This window comes from Lysinibacillus sp. FSL L8-0312 (genome assembly GCF_038003285.1).
In the GTDB taxonomy this organism is placed as follows: domain Bacteria; phylum Bacillota; class Bacilli; order Bacillales_A; family Planococcaceae; genus Lysinibacillus; species Lysinibacillus fusiformis_D.
Map to the genome: position 1 here is coordinate 4,416,341 of NZ_JBBOOV010000001.1, position 26,424 is coordinate 4,442,764.

The following is a 26,424-nucleotide window of genomic DNA, read 5'->3' on the forward strand; positions in this document are numbered from 1 at the left end:
CTCTAGTAAGGAATCGCGAGTAAAAGCCTAGCTACCGCGAGTATTTAGAGAAGAATCGCGAGTAAAAGCACAGCCACCGCGAGTATTTGATATTGAATCCTTATAAAATCCTTATAATTGTTTTTTATACTAAGGTCATCGAAAGGATGATGAATAATGATGAAAGATTTAATATTGAAGATAGAAAATCTTAATAAGTCGTTTAAAGGGCAAAAAATTGTGGATAATGTATCGTTAGAAATCCAACGTAATACAGTCTACGGTTTACTTGGACCAAACGGAGCGGGGAAATCCACAACATTAAAAATGATGACAGGTATGTTACGACCAAATGCCGGAAATATCATTTTTAATGGACATACATGGACACGAAATGATTTACAGGACATCGGCGTGTTAATTGAAACACCTCCCTTGTATGACAATTTAACAGCAACGGAAAATTTACAAGTTCGCACGATAGCGTTAGGTCTACCGCAAAGTCGTATTGAAGAAGTATTAAAAATTGTAGATTTAACGAAAACAGGGAAAAAACGGGCCGGACAGTTTTCCTTAGGTATGAAGCAACGATTAGGTATAGCGATTGCGCTGTTAAACAAGCCAAAGCTGTTAATTTTAGATGAACCTACAAATGGACTGGATCCGATTGGTATACAGGAGCTTCGTCAGCTTATTCGCTCATTTCCAGAGCAAGGCATTACCGTCATTTTATCTAGTCATATTTTGTCTGAGGTGGAACAGGTCGTGGATGACATTGGCATTATTGCTGATGGCAAGCTTGGCTATCAGGGACCGGCACCACAAGGTCAGGAATTAGAATCACTGTTTATGCAGGTTGTAGCTACCAATAGAAAGGTAGGTTACTAGCATGATAGCCATAATGAAAGCGGAAAAATTAAAATGGAAGCGAACATTTATTGCCAAACTACTTTGGCTTACGCCCCTTGTGACCTTACTGATAAGTGCCGTGCTGATGGGTGGCGTGTATTTTCAAACAGGTGCTTATAACTGGTGGTATACTATGCTGCTACCAGGCGCACTGACGATTTGCTGTGCCTTAGTGGTCGAAAAGGATAAAAAAATAAAATACCATAGTATTCTTGCTTTACCACTGGATCTTAAAAAGATTTGGCTAGGAAAAATAGTATCATTAAGCATATGGCTTCTTGTGATTACGATTATTTTCTTTGGGGGAATCACGGCTGGGGGCAGGCTATTCGGTCATAGTTTACCAATAGAGAGCAGTTTACTAAGTACTTTTGTTATTTTCCTGACGTTTTTGTGGCAAATACCTTTATGTCTTTTCCTAGCAGCTAAATTAGGCACCTATTTGACTATCTTACTCAATGTAGTAGCCAATATCTTAGGGATTGTTGCCTTTGCGGATGGGGAACTATGGTATTACTATCCATTTGCAATTGGTGCACGTTTATTATGTTCAACACTTGGCATATTACCAAACGGTCTACCAGTACCACAAGGCAGTCCTTTATTGGATAAAGGCGTTATACTTCCGGGCTTACTGATAGCACTAGCTTGGTTTATGATGATTAGCTTTCTTACTGCGAAGTGGTTCCAAAAAAGGGAGGCGAACTAGCGGATGGACATGTTACGATTATTGAGAGTGGAATGCCTTAAAACAAAACGAACACCTTTTTTGCTGACACATATACTTGTCCCCCTTGCTATTTCTGGGCTATTTCTAGCCTACTACTCCTATTCGCCATGGGATTTTCAAGGAAAAGTAACTGCCTATTTTCAGGGGTTAGCTTGTGGGCTACCGATTATTATAGGATTAGTATGTGCTATGGCATCTGAGCAAGAAGCAAACGCTGGTCGTTTCCAAGGCATGCTAGCTACAACAAACATAAAAATAAAGGCATACATGAGCAAGCTCATCTTATTATTATTGTTTAGCTTTGGAGCCATCTTTCTATCTATAGCTATTTTTAGTTTTGGCTTTAGAGAATTATTACATGAAGTAGATTTGAGCTATTCATTTTATAGTATGGCTGCTTGTATTCTATTCGGCAGTCATGTGATTTTCTATATGTTACATTTATTTGTAAGCCTCCAATTTGGTAAAGGCGCTTCGATTGGTTTAGGTATTGTAGAAGCGCTGTTGGTCGCCCTATTGCTTACAGGCTTAGGGGATCGTATTTGGCCCTTTTTCCCTTATGGATGGAGCGGTCATTTTGTTTCATTATGGATTTTAACATCGATGGGAACCGATTTAACATTGCTCAAAACAAGTATTCAAACTGGCATAATGGCGTGCTTAGGGGGTATCCTATTGACTTTTGCGCTGTCTTGTTTATGGTTTTGGAGATGGGAAGGTAGAGCATCTGAAAATTAGAGGGTGAATTATGGCAAATATATTAGTAGTGGATGATGAAGTAGATATTTTAATGTTGATAAAGAATGCACTTTATAAAGATAAACACTTAGTAACCATTGTGTCCGAACCGACAGAAGTAGGAAAGATGGATTTAGGTTCCTTTGATTTAATTTTGCTTGATGTGATGATGCCTATTATGGATGGCTTTACATTATGTGGGCAAATTCGGCATGCTGTAGATTGTCCGATTCTTTTTCTTACAGCTAAATCCTTAGAAGAAGATGTGATGTATGGTTTAGGCTTAGGTGCAGATGATTATTTGATTAAACCATTTGGCATTGGAGAGCTACGGGCAAGGGTGAATGCGCATATCCGACGGGAAAGCAGAGAGAAGCGGAACATCCTTTATAGTGATAAAGTTCATTTTAATCTTTCTGGTAAAGAACTGTTTGTTCAGAATGAGCGCGCCCTGCTAACTAAAAGTGAGTATGAAATATGTGAATTTTTAGCACGGCATCGTGGGCAAGTTTTCTCAAAAGAACAGATATACGAATCAATTTTTGGGTTTGATGGCAAAAGTGACAGTACAGCGATAACAGAACATGTCAAAAATATTCGGTCAAAGCTACATGCGTTTGACATAGATGTCATTGATACGGTTTGGGGGATCGGCTATAAATGGAGATGATAAAACCGAGGAAAGGAACACACCTTCATACATTTTTCCTGAGATATTTATTCTTTCTTTGCTTAAGTATCATTTTATTAGGGGCACTATTAATCGGTTTATTTATGTTTGCTTTTTCAGCTACTATTATTTTGCCAGCCAATTATGCTGAAACACAAATCACTTTAGCGAAAGACCGTATTGCTACAAGCAGTGAGGTCACAGATGATATGATTCCTGATCTTGTAGACTACGCAGTGATTTCTAATAAGGGGGAATTTCTTTCTGGTACTTTAACAGAAAAAGAGGCTTCCCATGCATGGCGTTTAAAGGAAAAGGGAGAGACGAAAAGTAATGTTCGATTTTATGCATTTGTTGAGCGAGAACAGGAAGTGTGTATTTTACGCTATGGTTTAGTCCCTGAGTATCGCTCACCTGTTATGAGAAAATATTTACCTAATCCCCAATTAACGGCTTTACTATTGTTTATTATAGGCGTTATCGTACAGGCAACGGTACTTGCTGTGCATTTCGGCAGAAGACTTAAACGAAAAATGTTGGGCCTACAAGAAGCCATTGAAAAAATCCAACATCAAAATTTAGATTTTCATATAAAACCATCTGGGATTCGAGAAATTGATGATATTGCACTCTCCTTTGAGCAGATGAAGGAGGCATTAAATACTTCATTGACACAACAATGGCAGGCAGAGAGAGCACGCAGAGAACAAATTTCTGCACTTGCTCATGATTTGAAAACACCTCTTACGATTATTAGAGGAAATGCGGAACTTTTATTGGATACTGTTCAAGATGAAGTACAAAAAGAATACAACACTTATATATTAAAAAATACGCTAGAAATTGAAAAATTCACAAAGCAATTAATGGATATATCCAATATGGAGCAAAGTGTTGGTGGTGTAAAAACAACTGTAGAGCTGGCTTCATTTATACAACAGCTAGAACAGCAAATGAAGGCGCTTGCTTTAGAAAAAAATCTTGAAGTTAGTGTAGAAAAGGATAAACTGCCTGATGCCTTTATGATAGAGGAGGAGCTTTTTTATCGAGCTTTATTAAATTTGATCGTTAATGCTATAGAGCACACGCCACATAATAGCAAAGTCACTTTATCTGTTCAGAGAGAGGCCGATATAATTCATTTTACTGTGATGGATAGTGGGGCTGGTTTTTCATCGCAAGATTTAAAGAGAGCCACAAAGCAATTTTATCGGGGAGATCCAAGTAGAAATGCAGCAGACCATCATGGCATGGGGCTTTATATTGCCGAGTCCATCATTCAAAAACATGGTGGAACACTAACGTTGGCTAATGATTCAATAACGGGAGGAGGAAAAGTGATAATCACTATTGCGACGTCTTAATTATAAGATGTCTTTTTTATTGTTAGCGATCAATCGCGAGTAAAAGTACTGCTACCGTGAGTAAAGACACTGCAATCACGAGTATTCAATGTACAATCGTGAGTAAAAACACAATTAAAGGTTTCATGTAAAAATTGTAGGGGGCGGTGCGGGCAATGTTCTTTTAAAAAATGCTACAATAAAAGAAAAAAAGAGGCGATGCACGTGAATAACGTCATTGATTTTATTGCAAAGAAAAAGGAACGTGAAGATCGAAAGCGTGCTCAGGATTTAGAGCGTTATGTAGCTACACAGTGTAATTTTCAGCAACCTGAAAATATTGATGCTCTTGTAGATGACAAACTGATTGAAGTGAAGGATCATACGTTGTTTCTGGGCTTTCTATCTATTTTAAAAGATGAGCAAATCGAGCCGCTCACGATTTTTCAAGATGTCTTTACGTTAGAACCTTCTCGTTTTGAGATGTCCTACAATATGAGATGGTGGTCAGTTGTGCAACTGGCGTTTACATTTTTAACAATTTTAAAGGAAAATGAGCCGCATACATATGCAGATTTTTTAGGTCTCTCCAAATAATCTAGGTATGTGTACGTCTGGTAAAGCCAACGTACACATACAAAACTAGATTTCTTCTTCATCTCCTCCATTCAGCTTTACAATGCTCCTTCACTTATTAAGTATTTTCATAGATATTTATAATTTCTCAATAATTTTTACTAAATATTTTTAAGACCTCCATACTTGCTTAATGTTTGTTTTATACCATTAGGGTTGTAAGCAAATAAAAATAAACCAAAACAAATGGAGGGTCCAACACATGGCAATTCAAAAATTGTGGAAAAAAGGTCTAATCGGTGCATTAGCCATTTCCATGTTGGCAGCATGTTCTGACAGTTCATCTAGTGCAAATGAGGTAAACAAGGATTTATCGCTTGAAGAAATTACAGAAAAAGCAAAGGAAGAGGGCACTGTTAACTCTGTTGGTATGCCAGATACATGGGCGAACTGGGTGGAAACTTGGGAAGAGCTAGGAACCGAATATAGCATCAAACACAAGGATACGGATATGTCGAGTGCTGAGGAGTTAGCGAAGTTTGAAGCAGAGAAAGATGATGCGACAGCCGATATTGGGGATGTTGGAATTGCCTTTGGACCAATCGCTAAGGACAAGGGCTTAACATTACCATATAAAACTTCCTACTGGGATGAAATACCGGATTGGGCAAAAGACGATGAAGGAAACTGGATTGTTGGCTATACTGGAACAATTTCATTTTTAACAGATACAAATAATGTAAAGAATGCCCCGACCTCATGGGAGGATCTGAAAAATGGGGATTATACAGTCAGTATTGGAGATGCATTAACAGCTAACCAAGCGCAGTTTGCTATTTTAGCAGCAGCTATGGCCTTTGGTGGAGATGAATCAAACATCCAGCCAGGCGTTGATTTCTTTGCTGAATTAGCGAAACAAGGTCGTTTACAGGGGGATCCATCAGTAGCGAACTTAGAAAAAGGTGAAATCGATGTAGCGATTTTATGGGATTTTAATGCATTAGGCTATCGTCACCAAATCGATGAGGAGCGCTTCGATGTAGTGATACCAAAGGAAGGATCTGTTACTTCTGGTTATGCAACAATTATTAATAAATATGCCAAAAACCCTCATGCTGCCATGCTAGCACGTGAATACATTCTATCTGACGCTGGTCAAGAAAATTTAGCAAAAGGCTATGCGCGTCCGATTCGAGACAACGTAGAACTTCCACAAGATGTAAAGGATTTATTATTACCAGCAGATATGTATACGAATGCACAGCCAGTAAAAGATCAAAAGAAATGGGAAGAAACAACAAAGCAAATCCCTCAACTCTATCAAGAGCAGGTGTTAATCCATGCAAAATAACAAAGTGGTTCTTATTGTCATCGATGCATTGCGCTTTGATACAGCCTGTACACATATGGGATTCTTGCACCATTTAGTGGAGCGTCAGGTGGCTGCTCGCTATAAGATTTGCGCAGAGGTGCCATCATTATCAAGGCCATTATATGAGACGATTTTAACGGGGACACCCCCTATTGTTCATGGCGTTACTAGCAATATGACGGTACGCTTATCGACTCAGAAAAGTGTCTTTCATGTCGCGAAGGAGCATGGTTTGTCCACGGCAGCCTCCGCCTATTATTGGGTGAGTGAGCTTTATAATAGAGCACCATTTAACTATATGGAGGACAGGCTACAGCTTGATACGCAATTACCGATTGAGAATGGCTTGTTCTATTTTGAGGATCATTATCCAGATAGTCATGTATTTGCTGATGCAGCTTGGTTAATGGATCAAAAGCAGCCTGATTTCCTTTATATTCATCCTATGAATGTTGATGATGATGGTCACAAATTTACGGCGGATTCTGCACAATACCGCAATCGTGTGTTAGCGATGGATGCCCTGCTCTCATTATTTATTCCAAAGTGTATGGCACAGGGCTATGAGGTAATTGTGACGGCTGACCATGGTATGACAAGTGATGGTAATCATGGTGGAACAACGCATGAGGATCGTCATGTCCCACTGTTTGTCATTTCGGATTCCGTCAAGGCTGGTATAAAAGAAGGGACTATTTCGCAATTACAAATTGCACCACTGTGCTGTCATTTATTAAATATGGAGCCTGCGGATGATATGGTGCCCCTTTTGCTAGAAGGTGTGTATACAGCAAAAGAGGTATAGCTAAGAATAGTCGCTCCTTTTAGGTTGGAGCGACTACTATCCTTTTTGAGCCGCAAGTAATTATAGAAAGAAGTGGTTGTGTTGATATCGAAGCGGCAGTCCATTGCCTGGCTTTCGCCTTTTCTTGTACTACTCTTATTATTTTTCCTAGTGCCTTTACTGTATATGCTTATTACGAGCTTTCAAAATAGTGAGGGCTTTACATTAACGCAATACGAGTCCATTTTTACGAACGACTATATATTGCAAGGCTTTAAAAATAGTATTACATTGTCTGTTGTATCGGCTGTTATTGCATTAGTAGTCACATTGTTCGCTGTTTATGCCATGATGAAGTTGACTGAGCCAGTACGGGAGAAAATTTTAATACTAACGAACTTAACATCCAATTTTTCAGGTATACCGCTAGCATTTGCTTTTATCGTTTTACTTGGTAATAGTGGTCTATTTACATTGTTATTTGAAAAATGGGACATTGATGCTTTGACATCCTTTTCTCTTTATAGCTGGGGCGGTTTGTTACTTATTTATATTTACTTCCAGCTGCCATTATCGCTTATGTTGTTATATCCCATTTATGATGGGATTCAGCAACAGTGGAAGGAGGCAGCAGCTTTATTAGGAGCGTCTAGTTGGCAATTTTGGCTGAAGATTGGTTTACCAGTTATGTTACCTGGGATTGTAGGAACGTTTAGTGTGTTATTCGCTAATGCAATGGGAGCGTATGCCTCTGCCTATGCTCTAACAAGCAGTAATTATAATTTAGTGGCCATTCGTATAGGTTCCTTAATAAAAGGTGATATTTTTGCTCAGCCAGAGCTAGCTAGTGCCATTGCTGTTATATTAGCAGTGACAATGGTGACAGCCATGCTAATTAGTGAGTGGAGTATCTCTAAAACAAGGAGGAAAGTAAAATGAAAAAGCGAGGCTTGGCTGATTTCTTTTTCCTCCTGTTAGTGGGGTATTTACTATTGCCAGTATTGGCAACGACGCTTTATGCATTTGCATCGAAATGGAATAAAACAATATTACCAGAAGGACTTACATTAAAATGGCTTGCCACATTGTTTCAGGATACCGATTTTATCCAGGCATTTGGCCGTTCTGTGTTATTAGCAAGTGGTGCGGTTAGTATTGCACTCCTTGTCATTGTGCCAGCCATTTTCGTTATTGTTTTGTATTTTCCTACATACGAAAAATGGATACAGATAGCAGTGGTCATGGTCTATTCTTTCCCTGGAATCATTTTAGCTGTAGGGCTCATTCGAGTGTATAGCCAAATAGGTATACCAATGATATTCGTTGTTCTAGGAGCCTATGTGGTGGGGATTCTTCCTTATATCTATCAAGGAACAAGAAATAGTTTAAGAAATATAGATGCAAGGCAGCTACTTGATGCGGCCCAATTGCTTGGTGCATCAAAAAGGCAGGCTTTCACAAAAATTCTACTACCTACCGTTTATCCAGGCTTATTTGCAGGTGCTTTGTTATCATTCTCCGTCTTATTTGGTGAATTTGTCTTGATTAACCTTGTGGTTGGTTCTCGCTTTGAAACAGTTCAAATTTACTTAATGAAAAAGCTTAGCACAAGTGGACATATTGCAAGTGCAGTTGTTTTTATCTATATCGTGCTAATGGGTCTATTAACATTTGTCATTGCCATTGTAACAAAACGATCGAAAGGTGCTATAAATCTATGAGTTATCTTATTATTGAAGGGCTTCATAAAAAATATGGACAAGCAACGGTTTTAAGCAATATTCAGATGAATATCCAAAAGGGTGAATTTATAACATTGTTAGGTCCTAGCGGCTGTGGCAAGAGCACCATTTTGCGCATTGTGGCAGGCTTAACAGATGCATCGTCTGGTAAAATTACAATTGAAGGAAAAGATATGAGTGGCGTACAGCCAAAGGATCGTCAAGTGGGCATGGTCTTTCAATCCTATGCACTCTTTCCTAATATGACTGTGCAAGAAAATGTTGCCTTTGGTTTGCGCATGCAAAAAGTCAATGCGGCAGACATCGAGCAGCGTGTTCAAGAAATGCTAGCCCTCGTTCATCTAAGTGAGAAAGCCAATGCTTACCCGAACGAATTATCGGGGGGGCAACAGCAGCGTGTTGCTCTGGCACGTGCGTTAATCGTCCGTCCTAAAGTGCTGCTATTAGATGAACCCCTTAGTGCACTCGATGCTCAAATTCGCAAGAAGCTACAAGCAGATTTACGAGCTATTCAACGTAAGCTCAATATGACAATGATTTTGGTAACGCACGATCAGGAAGAGGCTATGGCCGTTTCAGACAGAATATTTGTCATGAATAATGGGAGCATTGCTCAAAACGGTACACCAACAGAGATTTATACAAGACCGAATAATGAATTTATTGCAAACTTTATTGGGCATTATAATGTCTTTACACGCGAGACTTTAGAAAACATGCTTGGAGAATCTTTAGTCGAGCAAGCCTCTAAATTTGCCATTCGACCAGAAGCACTGCATCTCAATCAACGAGAAGGAGATATGTGTCTAGTAGGAATCGCTAAACAATCATTAATGAGTGGCAATATTATTCGTACTACATTTGATGGTGAAACGGTGTTTACAATGGAACAACTACATCAACAAGGCTATTCGATTGAAATGGGCAAATCCTATAACTGTTATGTCGCAAAAGAAGATGTGATTGCACTATCATGACGTACGCCAAACTTGAAAGATTTGATTTTATATTAAAGCAATTAGAGAGAGACGGGAAAATCATTGTTGCCAATATTGCCGATGCCCTTCAGGTAGCACCAGAAACAATTCGCCGAGATTTTGATGAATTAGAGCAGCAGCATTTATTATCAAGAGTCCATGGTGGGGCTATTAAATATACGAACGTGCGCAACGAGCCCGTATTTTTACGCAAGCTGCAAATGCAAAAAGAGGCAAAGCGCCAAATTGCTCGTATGGCAGCAAAACGTATTTGTGATGGCGATACCATTGCAATTGATACAGGTACGACAACGGTCCATATGGCCGATTTTTTACTAGCGGTTGATGATATAACGGTTGTAACGAACTCGATTGCAGCAGCAATACAATTTAATTTAGCCATAGAAGAACGACGTATGACAGGCAAGGTCATATTACTAGGGGGCACTGCGAATCCAAAACAATCTTCAGTTGCAGGCGCTATGACTTTAGAGATGCTTGAGAATATGAATTTTGATAAGACATTTTTATCGTGCGGTGGCATTAGTGAGGGCATTGTTTATGATTACGATTTGGATGAATCCCTTATTTCTAAGAAGATGCTCAAGCATAGTAAAGTGAGTTATTTATTAGCCGATGCAACCAAAATAAATGGCAAATCATTTTTTCAAATTTGTCATCTTGATGAATGTACAGAAATTCTTTGTGAAAGTACTTGTCCATTAGAATGGCAAGCCTATGAGGAAAAATGGACGGTATGTAATGGAGGGAAAAGCTGATGACAATTGATTATCATGTACATTTAGAAGAGGGACCTTATTCATTTCGCTGGCTAGAGCGTACATCACAGGCACTGGAGTTTTTCCAGCATGAGGATGAGGCGAAAAAAGGCTCCAAGCAACAAATGTCCTGTCAAGTACAGCGGTTAGTACAGCGAGTGCAAAAGGGGTGTTATAGTGAGGAATGGTTGGATTTATATCTCGAACAGGCCAAGCAGCTTGGCTTGCGTGAGGTAGGCATTGTTGATCATTTATATCGTTTTCAAGAAACGCGTGCCTATTTTGAACGCTTTATGAGGTTGGATGATAGTGAGATTGGTCAAGTACAGCGCTATTGGCTAGATCGCGTGATGACAGAGAATATAGATGCCTTTGTGTCGACCATTCAGCAGGCGAAGGAAAAATGGCATCAACATGGCATTACTTTGAGACTGGGTATAGAGGCAGATTATTTTATTGGCGGGGAAGAGCAATTAGCTGCTTTATTAGCTGGTTATCCTTGGGATTATGTGATTGGTTCTGTCCATTTTGTTGACGGCTGGGGCTTTGATAATCCTCAAACACAACATCTTTTTGAGCAAATGGATCAGTCTGCTTTACAACAAAGTTATGAGCAATTTTTTAAGGTTGTCGAGCAAATGATTCATTCCAATATGTTTGATTTTGTTGCACATTTAGATAATTTTAAAGTATTTAATTATCAGGTGGAGAATCATGCTTTTCTTGATGCCTGGTATAAACGGATTGCCCAGGCCCTAACGACAACTCAAACTGCCACTGAAATCAATGCTGGGCTGTATTATCGTTACCCTGTAAAGGAAATGTGCCCAGGCCCTCGTTTTTTACAAACCTTACTTGACCATGGAGTGGCTTTTACTATATCCTCTGATGCGCATTTCCCTGATGATCTAGGTAAATATACAAGTGCTAATACCGAGCTACTAAAAAATCACGGTGTTCAAGCTATTGTTGCTTTTGAGCAGCGAGTCAAAAAAATGATAGCATTAACGTGATGGAAAAAAGGTGATGTCAACAGCAGAAACAGCCATTTTGAAAGGCGAGGGGTTGATTTCCGTTCTGCCAGCGTCCTTTCCAGGGGGCGTCCGACGAGCTGCTTCACTCACTCCGTTCGCTCCAATGTCTCAACTGTGACGCTAATCCCCTAGGAGTGACGCTGGCTCCGCTCCAATCAACCATTCTGCAAAAGTGTCTTTTCCTGAACAAAATAGCCCATTATTTATATTATAAGAGAGGATAGCCTCTTATTTTCAATGTGGAGAAGTGATGTGTGACAACACCCCTCCATAAAGAGTAGTGAATACCTTCACTTGAACCTTTGCAAAAAAAGTTAACATTTTTATGGAGTGGAAGGCTACTTGACTCCCGTGGGATAGCGAGACAGGCGAGCCGACAGGAAAGTAAGTAATCTGCAACGGAAATCCATTTTCACCTTTCACAAAAATTCTATGGATAGTTTTGTTTTTCAACACTATGAAAAGGCACTAAAGTTACATAATAGTGCCTTTTCATTCTGTTACATAAGTATAATGTAGCTGGCATACAAATGATTAAATTCATTTTTATAATGTGAGGCGAGTCAAATTGACATGTATAAAAGAACAACCCTTTTTACCTATTATTATACAATCGGGTCAGTATGCCTACGGGGTTGCCCGCTCTTTTTATGAAGCGTATCGTATCAAGAGTCTTGTTATTGAGCCCACCGTAAAAGGGGCAACAATGCGTTCACTCTTTTTGGGAGGCTCACAGGGAATTGCTACGCAAAATAGTAGCATTCTGGATTTTCACTATGTAGAGCGTCTAGATGACCCTGCCCATTTTGTACAAGCTTTAATCCAGGTTGCCATGCAATGCCAACAGAATAAATTGATTTTAATCGTTTGTGACTGCTATTATGCAGAGCTTATCATTGAAAATAAAGAACGGCTTGAAAAATATTTTATTTTACCTTATATAGATCAAGCTTTACTAAAGAAGGTGCAAACGAAGGAAAAATTTTATCAGCTTTGTGATCAGTATAAGTTAAACTACCCCAAAACCATGATCATAACTAATGAGCATCACGCAGTCAGCGAACTCCCTTTCCAGTATCCCATTATCATTAAACCTTCCAATGCAGTGACATATACGCACTGTTCATTTCCCGAAAAGAAAAAAATATTTCTTGCAAATAATGCCAGTGAGATGCAATACATTATTCGCAGTATTTATCGTTCTAGCTATGAAGATTCCTTGATTGTTCAAGAATTTATTCCAGGTGATGATTCTTCTATTCGTGTACTAGATGTATTTGTAGGAAGAGATCACAAAGTCAAATTGATGTGTGTCAGCAATAAACTGCTTGAAGATCCTTCTCCGCAAAATAAAGGTATTTCTTTAGCTGTTATGACAGACTACGATGAACAGCTAATGGATTCCATTCGATACTTTTTAGAGGACATTGGCTATACAGGTTTTGCTAATTTTGATATGAAATATGATGCTCGAGACGGGATCTATAAGCTATTTGAAATGAATTTGCGAGCAGGGGCTTCCAGCTACTATGTGACGGCGAGCGGTCATAATTTAATGCAGTATATGGTGGATGATTATTTGCTTGGCGTTTATCATGAACGAACGTATGTCCAAACTAAGCATCTATGGTCACTACTTCCGCTAAAAACTTTATTTAAACACATGAACAATGAAAAATTAAAATTAGAAGCAAAGCGATTAGTGAAAGAAGGACAATACACAGATGCATTACTGTATAAAGAAGATATGAATATTAAACGTTGGATGAAGCTGAAATTGTATAATCAGTACTTACATGTAAAGTACAGCAAGTATTTTAATGAAAGCGATGGTTAGCATATGTAAACGAAAGGATAGCGCTTCAAAACTGAAGGATAGAACGCTAAAGCTGATGGATAATTACTCCTATCATCATGTAATTAAGTCGAAACCACGACATTTGAGGCGCAAACCTTGTAGGAAGTATCAACTATTCAGTATAATAATAAAATGGGAATTCAAGTGCATGGATTTCGTTTGAAAGGAGTTACCTGATTGCGATGAATGAGGAACAACGCTTAGCTAATCAACAGGTCAATCAACCAAAAAAAGAAGACAAGCTTGAAAAGGATTATAGTAAATATTTTGAGAAGGTCTTTACAGCACCTTCCTTAAAAGATGCTAAAAAACGTGGCAAAGAAGATGTCAAGTATCATAAGGATTTTAGCATTGCAGAAGAGTTCGCAGAAATGGGCAAAGATCGCACCTTCTATATTCGTACTTATGGCTGCCAAATGAATGAGCATGACACAGAAGTGATGGCCGGGATTTTTATGCAGCTTGGTTACACACCAACAGAGATGATTGAAGAGGCTGACGTTGTCTTGCTGAATACATGTGCTATTCGTGAAAATGCAGAAAACAAAGTATTTGGAGAACTGGGTTTCCTGCTGAAATATAAACGAAAAAACCCTGAGATGCTTATCGGGGTTTGTGGCTGTATGTCGCAAGAGGAATCTGTTGTTAATAAAATTTTAAGAAGCTATCCACACGTCGATATGGTATTTGGTACGCACAATATTCACCGTTTACCAAACATTTTAAAAGAAGCCTATATGTCGAAGGAAATGGTGATTGAGGTTTGGTCTAAAGAAGGCGATGTCATTGAAAATCTGCCGAAAAAACGCCTTGGCTCCATTAAGGCTTGGGTTAATATTATGTATGGTTGCGATAAATTCTGTACGTATTGTATCGTTCCATATACTCGTGGTAAAGAGCGCAGTCGTCGTCCAGAGGAAATCATTGCCGAAGTTCGTGAGTTAGCGGCTGCGGGCTATAAGGAAATTATGCTGCTGGGACAAAATGTCAACGCTTACGGGAAGGATTTTGAGGATATCGACTATCGTCTTGGCGATTTAATGGATGAATTAAGAAAGATCGATATTCCACGTATCCGTTTTACTACGAGTCATCCGCGTGATTTTGATGATCATTTAATCGAAATCCTTGCAAAGCGTGGCAACTTAGTGGAGCATATCCATTTACCAGTTCAATCTGGCTCGAATGACGTCCTAAAAATTATGGCGCGTAAATACACACGTGAGCATTTCCTTGGTTTAGTAGACAGAATTAAAGCCGCAATACCTGAAGTAACATTAACAACAGATATTATCGTTGGCTATCCGAATGAAACAGAGGAGCAATTTGAGGAAACATTGTCCTTATATCGTGAAGTTGGCTTTGAGGCTGCATTTACGTATATTTATTCTCCTCGTGAAGGAACACCAGCTGCCAAAATGGTCGACAATGTACCTGAAGAGGTGAAAAAAGAGCGTCTTCAACGTTTAAATGAAGTGGTGGGTGAATACTCACGCAAAGCATTAGAACGGTTAAATGGTGAGGTTGTCGAAGTATTAGTTGAAGGTACAAGTAAACGACGAGACGATGTGCTAGCGGGCTATACGCGGAAAAATCGTTTAGTTAACTTTAAAGCACCAGCAGAAGTAATTGGTCAATTAGTAAAAGTAAAAATAATAGAGACTACATCTTATTCACTTACGGGTGAATTTGTGGAAGTCGTAAAAAATGAAAAGGTGGAAGCGTAAATGACACAAGTGTTATATACAAAAGAAGATTTAATTAAAAAATCACATGAAATTGCACATATGATTGCAAATACACCAGAGGTTGAATTTTTCAAAAAGGCAGAAGCACAGATTAATGAAAATCAACAAGTACGTGAACGTATTGCAAGCTTAAAAAGCTTACAAAAACAGGCGGTTAATTTCCAACACTTAGGGAAAGAAAAAGCATTAAAAATGATTGAAGATAAAATTGCTAAAATCGAAGAAGAAATTAATGCTATTCCAGTTGTGCAACAATTTAAAGAATCACAAGGCGATGTCAATGACTTATTGCAACTGGTATCGAATACCATTGCTAATAATGTTACAAATGAAATTGTTCGCTCAACTGGTGGCGATGTTCTTCGTGGTGAAACGGGTTCATACGTAGAAAATACTCAGCCAGGTAGCTGCTCTTAATAAATCCTCGAAATCAAAGCTCGAATGACAGCATTCGAGCTTTTTTCATGTCTTCTTCTATTGAAGCATTCCCATGCTATAGCAGACCTCTCACGGAAAAAGATTTGGACGATACTTTTCATTCTCTAAAAATATATGTTCACCCAATGGGCGCTACCTGCATATGATGGAGTGAAAAGAGTCGAAGGAGGAATTGCGCTGAAACGTTTACGACAAATCGTGACGAAAGCAGTAGTTGCCAAAGGGAAGAAGAGAACGGAAGAACGTGTAACATTATCACCAACAAATAAACCGACAAGTATTTTAGGATGCTGGGTAATCAATCATACTTGCTCTGCGAAAAGAGTCGGGAAATTTGTAGAAGTAACTGGGAAATTTGATGTCAATGTGTGGTATGCCTATAGTAACCATTCGAAAACAGCTGTGTTTTCCGAAACGGTTCACTATAAAGACAAAGTGAAGCTTCATTATCGTGAAGGTGAAATTAGCGTTGGTGATGATGTTCGTGTACGTGTGATACAAGAACCAAATTGTATTGAAGCGATTATCTCTCCATGTGGTACGAAGTTTGAAATTGTTGTAGAACGTGAAGTAGTTGTCGAAGTAATGGGTGAAACAACAATTTGTATTAGTGTCCATCCATTAGACTATGAAGAAGATTGGAGCTTTAATGATGAAAGTTCTTCATCCTCCTCATCAAGCTCCAGCTCATCTTCCAGCTCTGATGGAGAAAGCAGGTATGTGTTAGAGTCCTCATCGTTTCCTGATGAACGACCAAGATAAGTCTAAAAAACATCATTTTTTGATACATGCGAAATGCTAGCATCTTAAAAAAGGTGAAGGAAGCGTTTCGCATGTATCTTTTGTTATAATAAAAATATCTATATGGTAAGAGCGAGGTAAATAATTATATGACAACATATACACCAATGATGCAACAGTATCTACAGGTAAAGGAAGACTACAAAGATGCCTTTTTATTTTTTAGATTAGGTGACTTTTATGAAATGTTTTTTGAGGATGCCATCAATGCCTCACAAATTTTAGAGATTACATTAACGAGCCGAGATGCAGGCGCAAAAGAGCGAATACCAATGTGCGGTGTGCCGCATCATTCGGCTAAAAATTATATTGAAACACTTGTGCAAAAGGGCTATAAAGTGGCGATTTGTGAACAAACAGAAGATCCAAAGCAAGCAAAAGGTGTGGTCAAACGTGAAGTGGTTCAGCTTATCACACCCGGAACCATTATGGAAGGTAAGGCGCTTGACGGTAAAACCAACCACTTTATTGGGGCAGCAGAGCAATTAGATGACACGACATTTGGCTATGCCTATTTAGATTTATCGACAGGTGAAGCAGTGGCTTCTTCTATTGAAGGCGATGGAAAAGCCCTCTTAATGCAAATGCAGGCTTATGGTATTCGAGAGCTTATTGTAACGGATAGTTTACAGCTACTATTAGCAGAGCACGCCGTTCATGCTGGGATTGTGCTATCAGTTGAAGTGGATGAAATGCCTATGGACAAAGCAGCAAGCTATTTAGAAGCCGTACCTCAGCCATTACAAGTTGCCTGTCTTCGTTTGTTAGCGTATATCGATCAAACACAAATGCGCTCTTTATCGCATATTCAAGCTTTCACGTTTAATGAAATTAAAAATTATTTACGCATTGATTCTAGCTCCAAACGAAATTTAGAGTTGATTCAATCGATTCGTGGTGGAGACCAAAAAGGAACACTTTTATGGCTATTAGATGATACCGTGACAGCAATGGGTGGGCGAAAATTAAAACAATGGCTACATCAGCCGCTGGCTACTCGTACAGCGATTGAGGACAGGCTGGCGATTGTCACGGATTTATTGGAAGAATATTTTGTGCGCACTGAGCTACAAGCTTCCTTAAAACAAGTATATGATTTAGAGCGTTTGGCTGGTCGTGTTGCGTTTGGCAATGTAGGCGGACGTGATTTAGCCCAATTACGTGATTCATTGCGCCAAGTGCCAGCTATTCAGCAGCAGCTGATGGGGGCAAATAAAGAGACGTTACAGCAACTAGGTGCAGCACTTGATACATGCACAGATGTCGAGGCTTTATTAGCAATGGCGATCACTGATAATCCACCTATTACCATTAAAGAAGGGGATGTCATCCGTGATGGCTACAATGAGCGCTTAGACGAACTACGCTATGCTGCTCGCAACGGTAAAGATTGGATTGCCCAACTTGAACAAGAAGAGCGAATGAAAACAGGCATTAAAAATTTAAAAATAGGCTATAATCGAATTTTTGGTTACTATATTGAAATTACAAAATCGAATATTCATTTAGCGGACTTAACACGCTATGAGCGCAAACAAACGTTGGCGAATGCAGAGCGCTATATTACACACGAACTAAAAGAAAAAGAAGCATTAATTTTAAATGCAGAGGAAGAAAGCTTAACATTAGAGTACAATCTGTTTGTGGAAATTCGGGAGGCATTAAAGGCATATATCCCACGTGTACAAGCACTTGCAGCAAGTATTAGTGAGCTAGATGTTTTACTAAGCTTTGCAAGTGTTTCAGAAAAATATCGTTTTACAAAACCAGAATTTCATGGTGGACGTGCGCTCGAAATTATAGAGGGACGACATCCAGTTGTTGAAAAAATGTTAAATAAGCAAATGTATGTACCAAATGATTGTGTGCTAGAAGAGCAGCATAATATGATGCTTATTACAGGGCCGAATATGTCTGGTAAAAGTACTTATATGCGCCAAGTAGCCTTAATTGTTGTTATGGCGCAAATGGGCTGTTATGTACCTGCTGAAAAGGCGAGACTGCCTATTACCGATCAAATTTTTACGCGCATTGGAGCGGCTGATGATTTAGCAGCAGGACAATCCACATTTATGGTAGAAATGCTTGAATCACAACATGCTATTATGCATGCAACAAAAAATAGCTTGATGCTATTTGATGAAATCGGACGTGGCACATCGACTTATGACGGCATGAGTTTGGCACAATCGATGATGGAATATATTCATGATAAAATCGGTGCAAATACGTTGTTTTCTACGCATTATCATGAATTAACGGCACTGGAAAAGGATTTACCTCGCTTACAAAATGTCCATGTATCGGCTACGGAAAAAAATGGAACGGTTGTGTTCTTGCATAAGGTGAAAAAAGGAGCCGCTGATAAATCCTATGGTATTCATGTAGCACAGCTCGCACAATTGCCAGAAGAAATTTTAGCGAGAGCGCGTGTTTTACTGGAGAATTTTGAGGCTGGGAAAGAAGTAGTTGCTGAAACACAAGTAATGGCTGAACAACCCGTGCAAATGTCTTTGTTTGCAGAGGAAGAGCCGATTTCACCAGCCGAGGCAGAGGTGCTAAAAAAATTAGAAAAAGTCAATATTTTAGGCACTTCACCTATGCAGGCAATGAATATTTTATATGAGCTACAGCAAGAGCTAATCAACGTAAAAAAATAGATAAAGGAGTGATACGTTAGTGGGAAACATACAAATTATGGACGAGTGGCTATCCAATAAAATCGCAGCAGGAGAGGTAGTAGAAAGACCAGCTTCTGTTGTCAAAGAGCTAGTGGAAAATGCCATTGATGCGGGGAGTACGTCCATTGATGTTTTTTTACTAGAAGCGGGTCTCACTTCCATTCAAGTAATAGATAATGGTAATGGTATGGATGAAGAGGATGCATTGATGTCATTCTCTCGCCATGCTACTAGTAAAATTCATCAGGAACATGATTTATTCCGCATTCGTACACTTGGTTTCCGTGGGGAAGCATTGGCATCCATTGCTTCTGTTTCTAAAATGACGCTGATAACATCAAATGGTGAATCTGGAACGCATTTAGAGCTTGAAGGTGGACATATCCTAACACATAAGCCTGGCCCTTTGCGTAAAGGTACGGATTTAACGGTATCTCAGCTATTTTTTAACACGCCCGCACGCTTAAAATATATGAAAACTATTCAAACTGAACTTGGGCATACGATAGACCTAATGAATCGCCTAGCACTTAGCAATCCACAAATTGCATTCAGATTACTGCATAATGGTCAACAATTATTGCAAACCAATGGGCGAGGAGATGTGCAACAAGTACTGGCCGCTATTTACGGTGTACATAATGCCAAGAAGATGGTGCCGTTCCAAGGCGAATCATATGATTATCGAATTTCTGGCTTTGTGTCCTTGCCTGAGGTGACACGTGCTTCCAAAAATTATATGTCTCTGTTTGTTAATGGTCGCTGGGTCAAGCATTATTTAGTGCAAAAAGTGGTTGTGGATGCCTACCATACGTATTTACCCATCGAACGCTATCCGATAGTTGTCCTTTATATAGAGGGAGATCCTTATTTAACAGATGTCAATGTGCATCCTGCGAAACATCAAATTCGTTTAAGTAAAGAGCCAGAGCTTTTGAAATTAATCGAGGAAACCATCCGTGAAAAAATACGCAGCGTTATTCGCGTACCTCAGATGGAGAAGAAAGAAAAAAGTGTCAAACCTACTAATGAGCAACTTAATATTTGGAAGCCTGCTCCCAAAATAGATGTAGAGAAGATGCATGCAATTGTTGAGAAACTATATGATGTCCAAACCATTCAAGAGAGCAATCGTGAACAGTTGGTCGTGCCAGAGCCTGTACCTACTATGATAGAGGATAGCTGGCAGCCCGATCTGCGATTGGAGACTGAGACAGTTGAACAAGTAAGCAGTGTAGAACAACAAGAAGTAATTGAGAATGAGTCTACGAAAGAGCCATTTCCTGAACTAGAAGTAGTTGGGCAAATCCATGGCACATACATTGTTGCACAAATGGAAGATGGTTTTTATTTAATTGATCAACATGCTGCACAAGAACGCATTAAATATGAATTTTTCCGTGAAAAGGTCGGTCAAGTCAATCCGCATGAACGTCAAGCATTATTGCTTCCACTAACTTTCCACTATGCGGCCGATGAAGCACTTATTTTACGAGAATACAAGCATGAGCTAGAAGCTGTAGGTGTATTTTTAGAGGAATTTGGTCAGTCATCTTTTGTTGTACGTGAGCACCCAAGTTGGTTCCCACAAGGGGAAGAGCAGGAAATCATTGAGGATTTAATTGAACAGGTGCTAACAACGAAAAAGGCCGATGTCAAAAAATTACGTGAAGCAGCGGCGATTATGATGAGCTGTAAAAAATCGATCAAAGCCAATCATTATTTAACAAAAGAACAAATGGAAACATTACTACGAGATTTACGTAATGCAGATAATCCATTTACATGCCCTCATGGACGTCCAGTGCTTATTCATTTTACATCGTATGAAGTGGAAAAAATGTTCAAACGGGTTATGTAGAGACAAGGGGGAAGTTGGGATGGGCGAATTTATTTTAGCGATTGATCAAGGAACGACAAGTTCAAGGGCTATTTTATTTAATAAAAAAGGTGAAATTGTTCATGTCGCACAAAAAGAATTTCAGCAAATTTTTCCGAAGGCTGGCTGGGTAGAGCATAATGCAAATGAAATTTGGGGTTCTATTCTAGCCGTTATTGCGGCGGTCTTAACCGAAAGTGGGCACGAAGCAAGTGAGGTACATGCCATTGGTATTACCAATCAACGCGAAACGACAGTTGTATGGGATAAAAAGACAGGTCAGCCCATTTACAATGCGATTGTCTGGCAATCGCGCCAAACACAGGACATTGTGAATACCTTAAAAGATCAAGGCCATGAAGAGCTTTTTCAGCAAAAAACAGGGCTACGCCTAGATGCTTATTTTTCTGCAACAAAAATTAAATGGATTTTAGACAATGTGGATGGCGCACGCGCAATGGCAAACAATGGAGATTTGCTATTTGGGACGATTGATTCTTGGATTGTTTGGCGATTATCAAAAGGAAAGGCTCATGTAACCGACTATTCAAATGCAGCTCGAACATTGCTTTACAATATTCATGAATTGCAATGGGATGATGAGCTTTGTCAGCTTTTAGCTATTCCAATGTCAATGTTACCTGAAGTGAAAAATTCATCTGAAATATACACGGAAACAGCACCAAGTATTTTCTTTGGTGAAAAAATTCCGATTGCAGGGATTGCAGGTGATCAACAAGCCGCTCTTTTTGGTCAAACTTGCTTTACAAAAGGAATGGCTAAAAACACTTACGGTACTGGCTGTTTTATGCTATTAAATACAGGCCAGCAAGCAGTGACCTCTGAAAATGGTTTACTGACGACTATTGCTTGGGGGATAGATGGAAAAGTGACCTATGCATTAGAAGGTAGTGTTTTTGTAGCAGGGTCAGCAATCCAATGGCTACGAGATGGGCTACGTATGATTCGTACTGCTGAGGATTCCGAAACCTATGCTAAAAAGGTGAAGAACACGGATGGTGTCTACATTGTCCCTGCCTTTGTTGGTCTAGGAACGCCTTATTGGGATACAGATGCTCGGGGTGCCATTTTTGGCTTAACACGAGGAACATCAAAAGAGCATTTCATCCGGGCAACACTTGAATCATTAGCCTATCAAACAAAGGATGTACTGGATGCAATGGAAGAAGCAGCGGGTACCCCGATTGAAGTACTCCGTGTCGATGGTGGGGCTGTTAAAAATCAGTTTTTAATGCAGTTCCAAAGTGATGTTTTACAGCTACAAGTTGAGCTAGCACAGCTTAATGAATCAACAGCACTAGGTGCAGCCTATTTAGCAGGTCTTGCCACAAACTTTTGGCCAAACCAAGAGACCTTATCTGCATTATGGATGAGTGGCCAAACCTACCAACCACAAATGGAGGACGAGCAAGCCACAGCTCTTTATACTGGCTGGCAAAAGGCTGTAGAGGCCACACGAATTTTTAAATCATAGCTATTGGGGGAGAAAGGTATGTTTTCATTTGAGCATCGTCCAAAAATTTTATATTATCTAGAGCACTATAGCTTTGACGTATTAGTCATTGGTGGTGGTATTACAGGTGCAGGAATTGCATTAGATGCCGCATCAAGAGGCCTTTCTGTCGCATTAATTGACATGCAGGATTTTTCAGCTGGTACGTCGAGCCGTTCAACCAAGCTGATTCATGGTGGCCTACGTTATTTAAAGCAATTTGATGTGGGTGTCGTAGCGGAAGTGGGGCGTGAACGTGAAATCGTTTATGATAATGCGGTTCATGTCACAACGCCTGAAAAAATGCTATTACCTTTATATAAGAAGGGCTCACTTAGTCCGTTTACAACATCTATAGCATTAAAGGTTTATGACCGCTTGGCGGGTGTCAAAAAACATGAACGTAGAACAATGTTAAACGTCCAAGAAACCCTAGCATTAGAACCTTTACTTAATGAAGATGGACTTGTGGGTGGAGGGTATTATGTTGAATATCGTACGGATGATGCACGTCTGACGATTGAAGTATTGAAAAAGGCTGCAGAATATGGAGCATTGTGTCTCAATTATGCAGAGATGACGGAATTTATCTACAAAAAGAAAAAGCTTGTTGGCATTAAAGTGAAGGATCATGTTACGGGAACAATACTCGATGTACATGCAGCACAAATTGTCAATGCTACAGGCCCTTGGGTAGATGACGTACGACACAAGGATAAAGTAACAGATAACAAGCAATTACGTCTGACAAAAGGCGTTCATATTGTCCTCAACCAAAAGGATTTTCCACTGAAGCAAGCTGTTTATTTTGATATTCCTGATGGGCGTATGGCTTTTGCAATTCCGCGAGATGACAAAACCTATATAGGGACAACGGATACAGTCTTTGAGGGAAATCTTGTACACCCTGTTGCTACACAGCAAGATGTAGATTATTTAATTGAGGCTGCTAAAAAAGTCTTTCCAACTGCTACTATTACAAGAGAAACGATTGAATCATCCTGGGCAGGAGTACGCCCGCTCATTTATGAAAAAGGAAAGGACCCTTCTGAAATTTCAAGGAAAGATGAAATATGGACAGCGCCAAGTGGTTTAATGACAATCGCTGGCGGTAAGCTCACAGGCTATCGTCAAATGGCTGAAACAATTGTCGATAAAATTGTAAAAGCTCGTCGCTATAAGCATGCAAGTGCTTGTTTAACACGTGAGCTCTCACTGTCTGGTGCAAAAGGAATCAACGCGATTAATTTCCCTGACTATATGGCTTATAAAGCACGAGAAGGTGTACAATACGGCTTAAATTATGATGAAGCCAAACAGCTTGTACAAAAGTATGGCACAAATGTAGATGGATTATTTAATCGTGTGAAATTTTTACATGAACATGGCAGTACAATGCCTCTAGCTTTACACGCTATGCTACTGTATGGCATGGAAGAGGAAATGGTCTATACACCGAGCGACTTCTTTATTCGTCGTACAGGCTTGCTTTACTTCGATATTGAGGCTGTCAAGCTTTATAAGCAGCAAGTAATTCAAGTGATGCAACAACACTTGAATTATACGGAGGAACAAAAACACAAGTATATGGCTGAATTAGAGCAAGCCATTAAGGATGCAACAAATTTTGTGAAAAAAGGGGAGTAAGGGATGGAGCGTTATATTCAAATGTCGGATGGACATTTTGTCTTTACTCGAACATTGGAGCCCACAACGCCATGTATTGGTCATATTCACATTTTGCATGGTATGGCAGAGCACAGTGGTCGCTATTTAACATTTGCTAAAACACTCAATGCGGCAGGCTATGCTGTGACGATGCACGATCATCGTGGTCATGGTGAAACGGCGGCCTATAATGGCACGTTAGGTTTTTTTGCTGAAAAGAACGGCTTTGAGCGTGTGGTAGAAGATGCCCATGAAGTGGTCACGCAATTACATGCACCTTATGCAAATGTACCATTCATTATTTTTGGTCATAGTATGGGGTCATTCATTACTAGACGATATATTCAACTGTATGGTGAACAAGTAGACAATGTTATTCTCTGTGGTACGGGAAATGTGACAGCCCTGCATACTGTTGGAAATATCGTAGCCAAGGTATTAGCTAAGGGGCTAGGGAAAGAAACTGAAAGTAAGCTGCTAAATCAATTGAGTTTTGGTAGCTTTAATAAACAGTTTCCAAATCCAAAGACGGCCTATGACTGGCTATGTTCTGTCCAACAAGAGGTGCAGAAGTATATAGATGACCCATATTGTGGCTTTATTCCAACCAATCAATTTTTTGTCGATTTAACAACGGGCTTTGCAACACTTAATCGTAAAAAAGAATTAGCAAAAATAAGAAAAAATCTTCCTATTCTCTTGATAAGCGGAAGTAAAGACCCGGTTGGCGAACAGGGGCTGGGCGTTTACACAGTTGCTGAACAATTGGCAACAGTAGGAGTAAAAGATGTAACGGTTTATTTATTTGAGGACAAACGGCATGAAATTTTAAATGAAGACAATCAAGAAGCGGTCTTTCAAGTATTATTACGGTGGTTAGAAAAATATGATAGTAACTAAATTACAGCAGGCAGAGGTCGTAGCGATTGTAGGACCAACTGCCTCTGGTAAAACAGCTTTAAGCATTGAACTGGCGAAAAAATATAACGGTGAAGTCATTAATGGCGACTCCATGCAAATTTATAAAGGACTCGATATTGGGACTGCTAAAATTAAGGAAGAAGAGATGGAGGGCGTACCACACCATCTACTCAGTTTTTTAGAGCCGACAGAATCTTTTTCAGTAGCGGATTATCAAAAATTAGTCCGAGCAAAAATTGCAGAAATCCAATCTCGACAAAAATTACCCATTATAGTAGGTGGCTCAGGCTTATATGTACAAGCGGTCCTCTATGATTTCCAATTTACTGATGAGAAAGTTGATGAGGAAGCACGAAAAGCCTACTATGATGAATTAGCAAAGCTTGGCCCTGAGGCAATGCATGATAAATTAAAACAACTAGACCCTCAAACAGCGGAGACGATTCATCCAAACAATACGCGTCGTGTCATTCGTGCATTAGAAATGCTGGAATTAAGCGGTGTATCCAAAGCAGCTGAAGCACAAAACCGAGGGGAAGTACCTCTTTATAAGCATGTCATTTTGGGGTTAGGTCAAAATATGACCCGTGAAGTGCTTTATGACCGCATTAACCGTCGTGTTGATTTAATGATGGACAATGGCCTTTTAGAAGAAGTCAAAGGTTTATGGCAGCAAAATATTCGAAATGTGCAGTCCATACAAGCAATTGGCTATAAGGAATTGTATGATTATTTGGATGGCAAATGTACCCTCGAAGAAGCTATTGATAGCTTAAAACAAAATTCACGCCGCTATGCAAAAAGACAACTTACCTATTTTCGCAATAAAATGGATGTCCATTTTATTACGACGGATGAACAATTATAATAATTAAGAAAAATTTCTAAAAATTACTAATTGATAAATTGGTAGAACATGCTACTATAGGAGTGAAGAGGTAGAAAGTTAGTGGGGAGGCTATTTGATGAAATCAATCAACTTGCAAGATACGTTCTTGAACCAACTACGTAAAAACAGTGTTTTTGTAACTGTATTTCTGTTAAATGGATTTCAGTTAAAAGGGACTGTGAAATCATATGACAATTTTACAGTTTTATTAATGGATGCTGAAAATAAGCAGCACCTAATCTACAAGCACGCCATTTCTACATTCGTTCCAGCAAAACAAATAGAGTTTTTAGAGACAGAAGGATAAAAAATTGTTAAACAGCTTGTGTTCACCACACTGGCTGTTTTTTTTGTTACAAGCTATAATGTAAGTGGAATTTGAAATTTTGGAGGAA

24 protein-coding genes are annotated in these 26,424 nt (G+C 39.3%); all 24 read left to right on the plus strand.

Translation table 11 applies throughout. The annotated features are described in order from the left end of the window. Positions 1–159: 159 nt before the first annotated feature. The 24 genes from MHI22_RS21990 (at position 160) to hfq (ending at position 26,336) form a co-directional block, all read left to right on the plus strand. On the plus strand, positions 160–867 hold the full coding sequence (locus tag MHI22_RS21990) for a lantibiotic protection ABC transporter ATP-binding protein (RefSeq protein ID WP_089932163.1): 708 nt from the start codon (positions 160–162) through the stop codon (positions 865–867). Position 868: 1 nt separating this feature from the next. Beyond that, positions 869–1,597, plus strand: coding sequence for a lantibiotic immunity ABC transporter MutE/EpiE family permease subunit (locus tag MHI22_RS21995; protein WP_089932023.1), 729 nt, complete (start codon positions 869–871; stop codon positions 1,595–1,597). Between the two features lie 3 nt (positions 1,598–1,600). Then, complete coding sequence (locus MHI22_RS22000; protein ID WP_089932025.1) at positions 1,601–2,356, plus strand: lantibiotic immunity ABC transporter MutG family permease subunit; 756 nt, start codon at positions 1,601–1,603, stop codon at positions 2,354–2,356. A 10-nt stretch (positions 2,357–2,366) separates the two neighbouring features. Then, complete coding sequence (locus MHI22_RS22005) at positions 2,367–3,026, plus strand: response regulator transcription factor (RefSeq protein ID WP_340812649.1); 660 nt, start codon at positions 2,367–2,369, stop codon at positions 3,024–3,026. After that, entirely contained in the window at positions 3,017–4,390 is a 1,374-nt protein-coding gene (locus MHI22_RS22010; protein WP_340812650.1) for a sensor histidine kinase, read from the plus strand. The genes MHI22_RS22005 and MHI22_RS22010 overlap by 10 nt, the downstream gene beginning before the upstream one ends. A 198-nt stretch (positions 4,391–4,588) precedes the next feature. Further along, complete coding sequence (locus MHI22_RS22015; RefSeq protein WP_230593789.1) at positions 4,589–4,966, plus strand: 2-oxoglutarate ferredoxin oxidoreductase subunit beta; 378 nt, start codon at positions 4,589–4,591, stop codon at positions 4,964–4,966. 241 nt (positions 4,967–5,207) lie between these two features. After that, positions 5,208–6,296: an ABC transporter substrate-binding protein gene (locus tag MHI22_RS22020; protein ID WP_101966385.1), complete on the plus strand. Its 1,089-nt coding sequence runs from the start codon at positions 5,208–5,210 to the stop codon at positions 6,294–6,296. Next, positions 6,286–7,122: an alkaline phosphatase family protein gene (locus tag MHI22_RS22025; protein ID WP_340812651.1), complete on the plus strand. Its 837-nt coding sequence runs from the start codon at positions 6,286–6,288 to the stop codon at positions 7,120–7,122. The genes MHI22_RS22020 and MHI22_RS22025 overlap by 11 nt, the downstream gene beginning before the upstream one ends. A gap of 72 nt (positions 7,123–7,194) precedes the next feature. Next, positions 7,195–8,040 carry an ABC transporter permease gene (locus MHI22_RS22030; protein WP_170829782.1) on the plus strand — a complete coding sequence of 282 codons (846 nt, stop codon included), beginning with the start codon at positions 7,195–7,197 and terminating at the stop codon, positions 8,038–8,040. Further along, positions 8,037–8,822 (plus strand): ABC transporter permease, encoded by a 786-nt coding sequence (locus MHI22_RS22035; RefSeq protein WP_340812652.1) that lies wholly within the window; start codon positions 8,037–8,039, stop codon positions 8,820–8,822. Before MHI22_RS22030 ends, MHI22_RS22035 begins: the two co-directional genes overlap by 4 nt. Continuing rightward, complete coding sequence (locus tag MHI22_RS22040) at positions 8,819–9,820, plus strand: ABC transporter ATP-binding protein (protein ID WP_271912541.1); 1,002 nt, start codon at positions 8,819–8,821, stop codon at positions 9,818–9,820. The genes MHI22_RS22035 and MHI22_RS22040 overlap by 4 nt, the downstream gene beginning before the upstream one ends. After that, positions 9,817–10,599 carry a DeoR/GlpR family DNA-binding transcription regulator gene (locus tag MHI22_RS22045; RefSeq protein WP_340812653.1) on the plus strand — a complete coding sequence of 261 codons (783 nt, stop codon included), beginning with the start codon at positions 9,817–9,819 and terminating at the stop codon, positions 10,597–10,599. Before MHI22_RS22040 ends, MHI22_RS22045 begins: the two co-directional genes overlap by 4 nt. After that, entirely contained in the window at positions 10,599–11,612 is a 1,014-nt protein-coding gene (locus MHI22_RS22050; RefSeq protein WP_089932031.1) for a histidinol phosphate phosphatase domain-containing protein, read from the plus strand. Before MHI22_RS22045 ends, MHI22_RS22050 begins: the two co-directional genes overlap by 1 nt. Positions 11,613–12,201: 589 nt before the next feature. Further along, positions 12,202–13,470, plus strand: coding sequence for a carboxylate--amine ligase (locus MHI22_RS22055; RefSeq protein ID WP_340812654.1), 1,269 nt, complete (start codon positions 12,202–12,204; stop codon positions 13,468–13,470). A gap of 203 nt (positions 13,471–13,673) precedes the next feature. After that, entirely contained in the window at positions 13,674–15,218 is a 1,545-nt protein-coding gene (miaB, locus tag MHI22_RS22060) for a tRNA (N6-isopentenyl adenosine(37)-C2)-methylthiotransferase MiaB (RefSeq protein ID WP_340812655.1), read from the plus strand. Continuing rightward, positions 15,219–15,656, plus strand: a complete 438-nt coding sequence (locus MHI22_RS22065) for a RicAFT regulatory complex protein RicA family protein (RefSeq protein ID WP_058844648.1) — start codon at positions 15,219–15,221, stop codon at positions 15,654–15,656. Between the two features lie 135 nt (positions 15,657–15,791). Beyond that, positions 15,792–16,439, plus strand: coding sequence for an outer spore coat protein CotE (cotE, locus tag MHI22_RS22070; protein WP_170829783.1), 648 nt, complete (start codon positions 15,792–15,794; stop codon positions 16,437–16,439). 128 nt (positions 16,440–16,567) lie between these two features. Continuing rightward, positions 16,568–19,138: a DNA mismatch repair protein MutS gene (gene mutS / locus MHI22_RS22075; protein ID WP_058844649.1), complete on the plus strand. Its 2,571-nt coding sequence runs from the start codon at positions 16,568–16,570 to the stop codon at positions 19,136–19,138. A 19-nt stretch (positions 19,139–19,157) separates the two neighbouring features. Further along, positions 19,158–21,020: a DNA mismatch repair endonuclease MutL gene (gene mutL, locus MHI22_RS22080; RefSeq protein ID WP_101966384.1), complete on the plus strand. Its 1,863-nt coding sequence runs from the start codon at positions 19,158–19,160 to the stop codon at positions 21,018–21,020. A gap of 19 nt (positions 21,021–21,039) precedes the next feature. After that, on the plus strand, positions 21,040–22,533 hold the full coding sequence (glpK, locus tag MHI22_RS22085) for a glycerol kinase GlpK (protein ID WP_271912546.1): 1,494 nt from the start codon (positions 21,040–21,042) through the stop codon (positions 22,531–22,533). An 18-nt stretch (positions 22,534–22,551) separates the two neighbouring features. After that, the gene (locus tag MHI22_RS22090; RefSeq protein WP_036124680.1) at positions 22,552–24,198 is read left to right on the plus strand and encodes a glycerol-3-phosphate dehydrogenase/oxidase; all 1,647 of its coding nucleotides are present in this window, start codon (positions 22,552–22,554) and stop codon (positions 24,196–24,198) included. A 3-nt stretch (positions 24,199–24,201) separates the two neighbouring features. Beyond that, positions 24,202–25,119, plus strand: a complete 918-nt coding sequence (locus MHI22_RS22095) for an alpha/beta fold hydrolase (protein WP_340812656.1) — start codon at positions 24,202–24,204, stop codon at positions 25,117–25,119. Beyond that, positions 25,106–26,008, plus strand: coding sequence for a tRNA (adenosine(37)-N6)-dimethylallyltransferase MiaA (miaA, locus tag MHI22_RS22100; RefSeq protein WP_340812657.1), 903 nt, complete (start codon positions 25,106–25,108; stop codon positions 26,006–26,008). Before MHI22_RS22095 ends, miaA begins: the two co-directional genes overlap by 14 nt. A 97-nt stretch (positions 26,009–26,105) precedes the next feature. Continuing rightward, on the plus strand, positions 26,106–26,336 hold the full coding sequence (gene hfq / locus MHI22_RS22105) for an RNA chaperone Hfq (protein WP_036124674.1): 231 nt from the start codon (positions 26,106–26,108) through the stop codon (positions 26,334–26,336). The last annotated feature ends 88 nt before the right edge of the window (positions 26,337–26,424 follow it).

What these genes read in the sequence shown, in the direction of transcription:
- MHI22_RS22090 (WP_036124680.1), top strand. Translation starts at nt 22,552, where the DNA reads ATGTTTTCATTTGAGCATCGTCCAAAAATTTTATATTATCTAGAGCAC.
- hfq (WP_036124674.1), top strand. Translation starts at nt 26,106, where the DNA reads ATGAAATCAATCAACTTGCAAGATACGTTCTTGAACCAACTACGTAAA.
- MHI22_RS22035 (WP_340812652.1), top strand. Translation starts at nt 8,037, where the DNA reads ATGAAAAAGCGAGGCTTGGCTGATTTCTTTTTCCTCCTGTTAGTGGGG.
- MHI22_RS22020 (WP_101966385.1), top strand. Translation starts at nt 5,208, where the DNA reads ATGGCAATTCAAAAATTGTGGAAAAAAGGTCTAATCGGTGCATTAGCC.
- glpK (WP_271912546.1), top strand. Translation starts at nt 21,040, where the DNA reads ATGGGCGAATTTATTTTAGCGATTGATCAAGGAACGACAAGTTCAAGG.
- MHI22_RS22005 (WP_340812649.1), top strand. Translation starts at nt 2,367, where the DNA reads ATGGCAAATATATTAGTAGTGGATGATGAAGTAGATATTTTAATGTTG.
- cotE (WP_170829783.1), top strand. Translation starts at nt 15,792, where the DNA reads ATGTTCACCCAATGGGCGCTACCTGCATATGATGGAGTGAAAAGAGTC.
- miaA (WP_340812657.1), top strand. Translation starts at nt 25,106, where the DNA reads ATGATAGTAACTAAATTACAGCAGGCAGAGGTCGTAGCGATTGTAGGA.
- MHI22_RS22095 (WP_340812656.1), top strand. Translation starts at nt 24,202, where the DNA reads ATGGAGCGTTATATTCAAATGTCGGATGGACATTTTGTCTTTACTCGA.
- MHI22_RS22045 (WP_340812653.1), top strand. Translation starts at nt 9,817, where the DNA reads ATGACGTACGCCAAACTTGAAAGATTTGATTTTATATTAAAGCAATTA.
- MHI22_RS22010 (WP_340812650.1), top strand. Translation starts at nt 3,017, where the DNA reads ATGGAGATGATAAAACCGAGGAAAGGAACACACCTTCATACATTTTTC.
- MHI22_RS21990 (WP_089932163.1), top strand. Translation starts at nt 160, where the DNA reads ATGAAAGATTTAATATTGAAGATAGAAAATCTTAATAAGTCGTTTAAA.
- miaB (WP_340812655.1), top strand. Translation starts at nt 13,674, where the DNA reads ATGAATGAGGAACAACGCTTAGCTAATCAACAGGTCAATCAACCAAAA.
- MHI22_RS22050 (WP_089932031.1), top strand. Translation starts at nt 10,599, where the DNA reads ATGACAATTGATTATCATGTACATTTAGAAGAGGGACCTTATTCATTT.
- MHI22_RS22025 (WP_340812651.1), top strand. Translation starts at nt 6,286, where the DNA reads ATGCAAAATAACAAAGTGGTTCTTATTGTCATCGATGCATTGCGCTTT.
- MHI22_RS22065 (WP_058844648.1), top strand. Translation starts at nt 15,219, where the DNA reads ATGACACAAGTGTTATATACAAAAGAAGATTTAATTAAAAAATCACAT.
- MHI22_RS22000 (WP_089932025.1), top strand. Translation starts at nt 1,601, where the DNA reads ATGGACATGTTACGATTATTGAGAGTGGAATGCCTTAAAACAAAACGA.
- MHI22_RS21995 (WP_089932023.1), top strand. Translation starts at nt 869, where the DNA reads ATGATAGCCATAATGAAAGCGGAAAAATTAAAATGGAAGCGAACATTT.
- mutS (WP_058844649.1), top strand. Translation starts at nt 16,568, where the DNA reads ATGACAACATATACACCAATGATGCAACAGTATCTACAGGTAAAGGAA.
- MHI22_RS22015 (WP_230593789.1), top strand. Translation starts at nt 4,589, where the DNA reads ATGCACGTGAATAACGTCATTGATTTTATTGCAAAGAAAAAGGAACGT.
- MHI22_RS22040 (WP_271912541.1), top strand. Translation starts at nt 8,819, where the DNA reads ATGAGTTATCTTATTATTGAAGGGCTTCATAAAAAATATGGACAAGCA.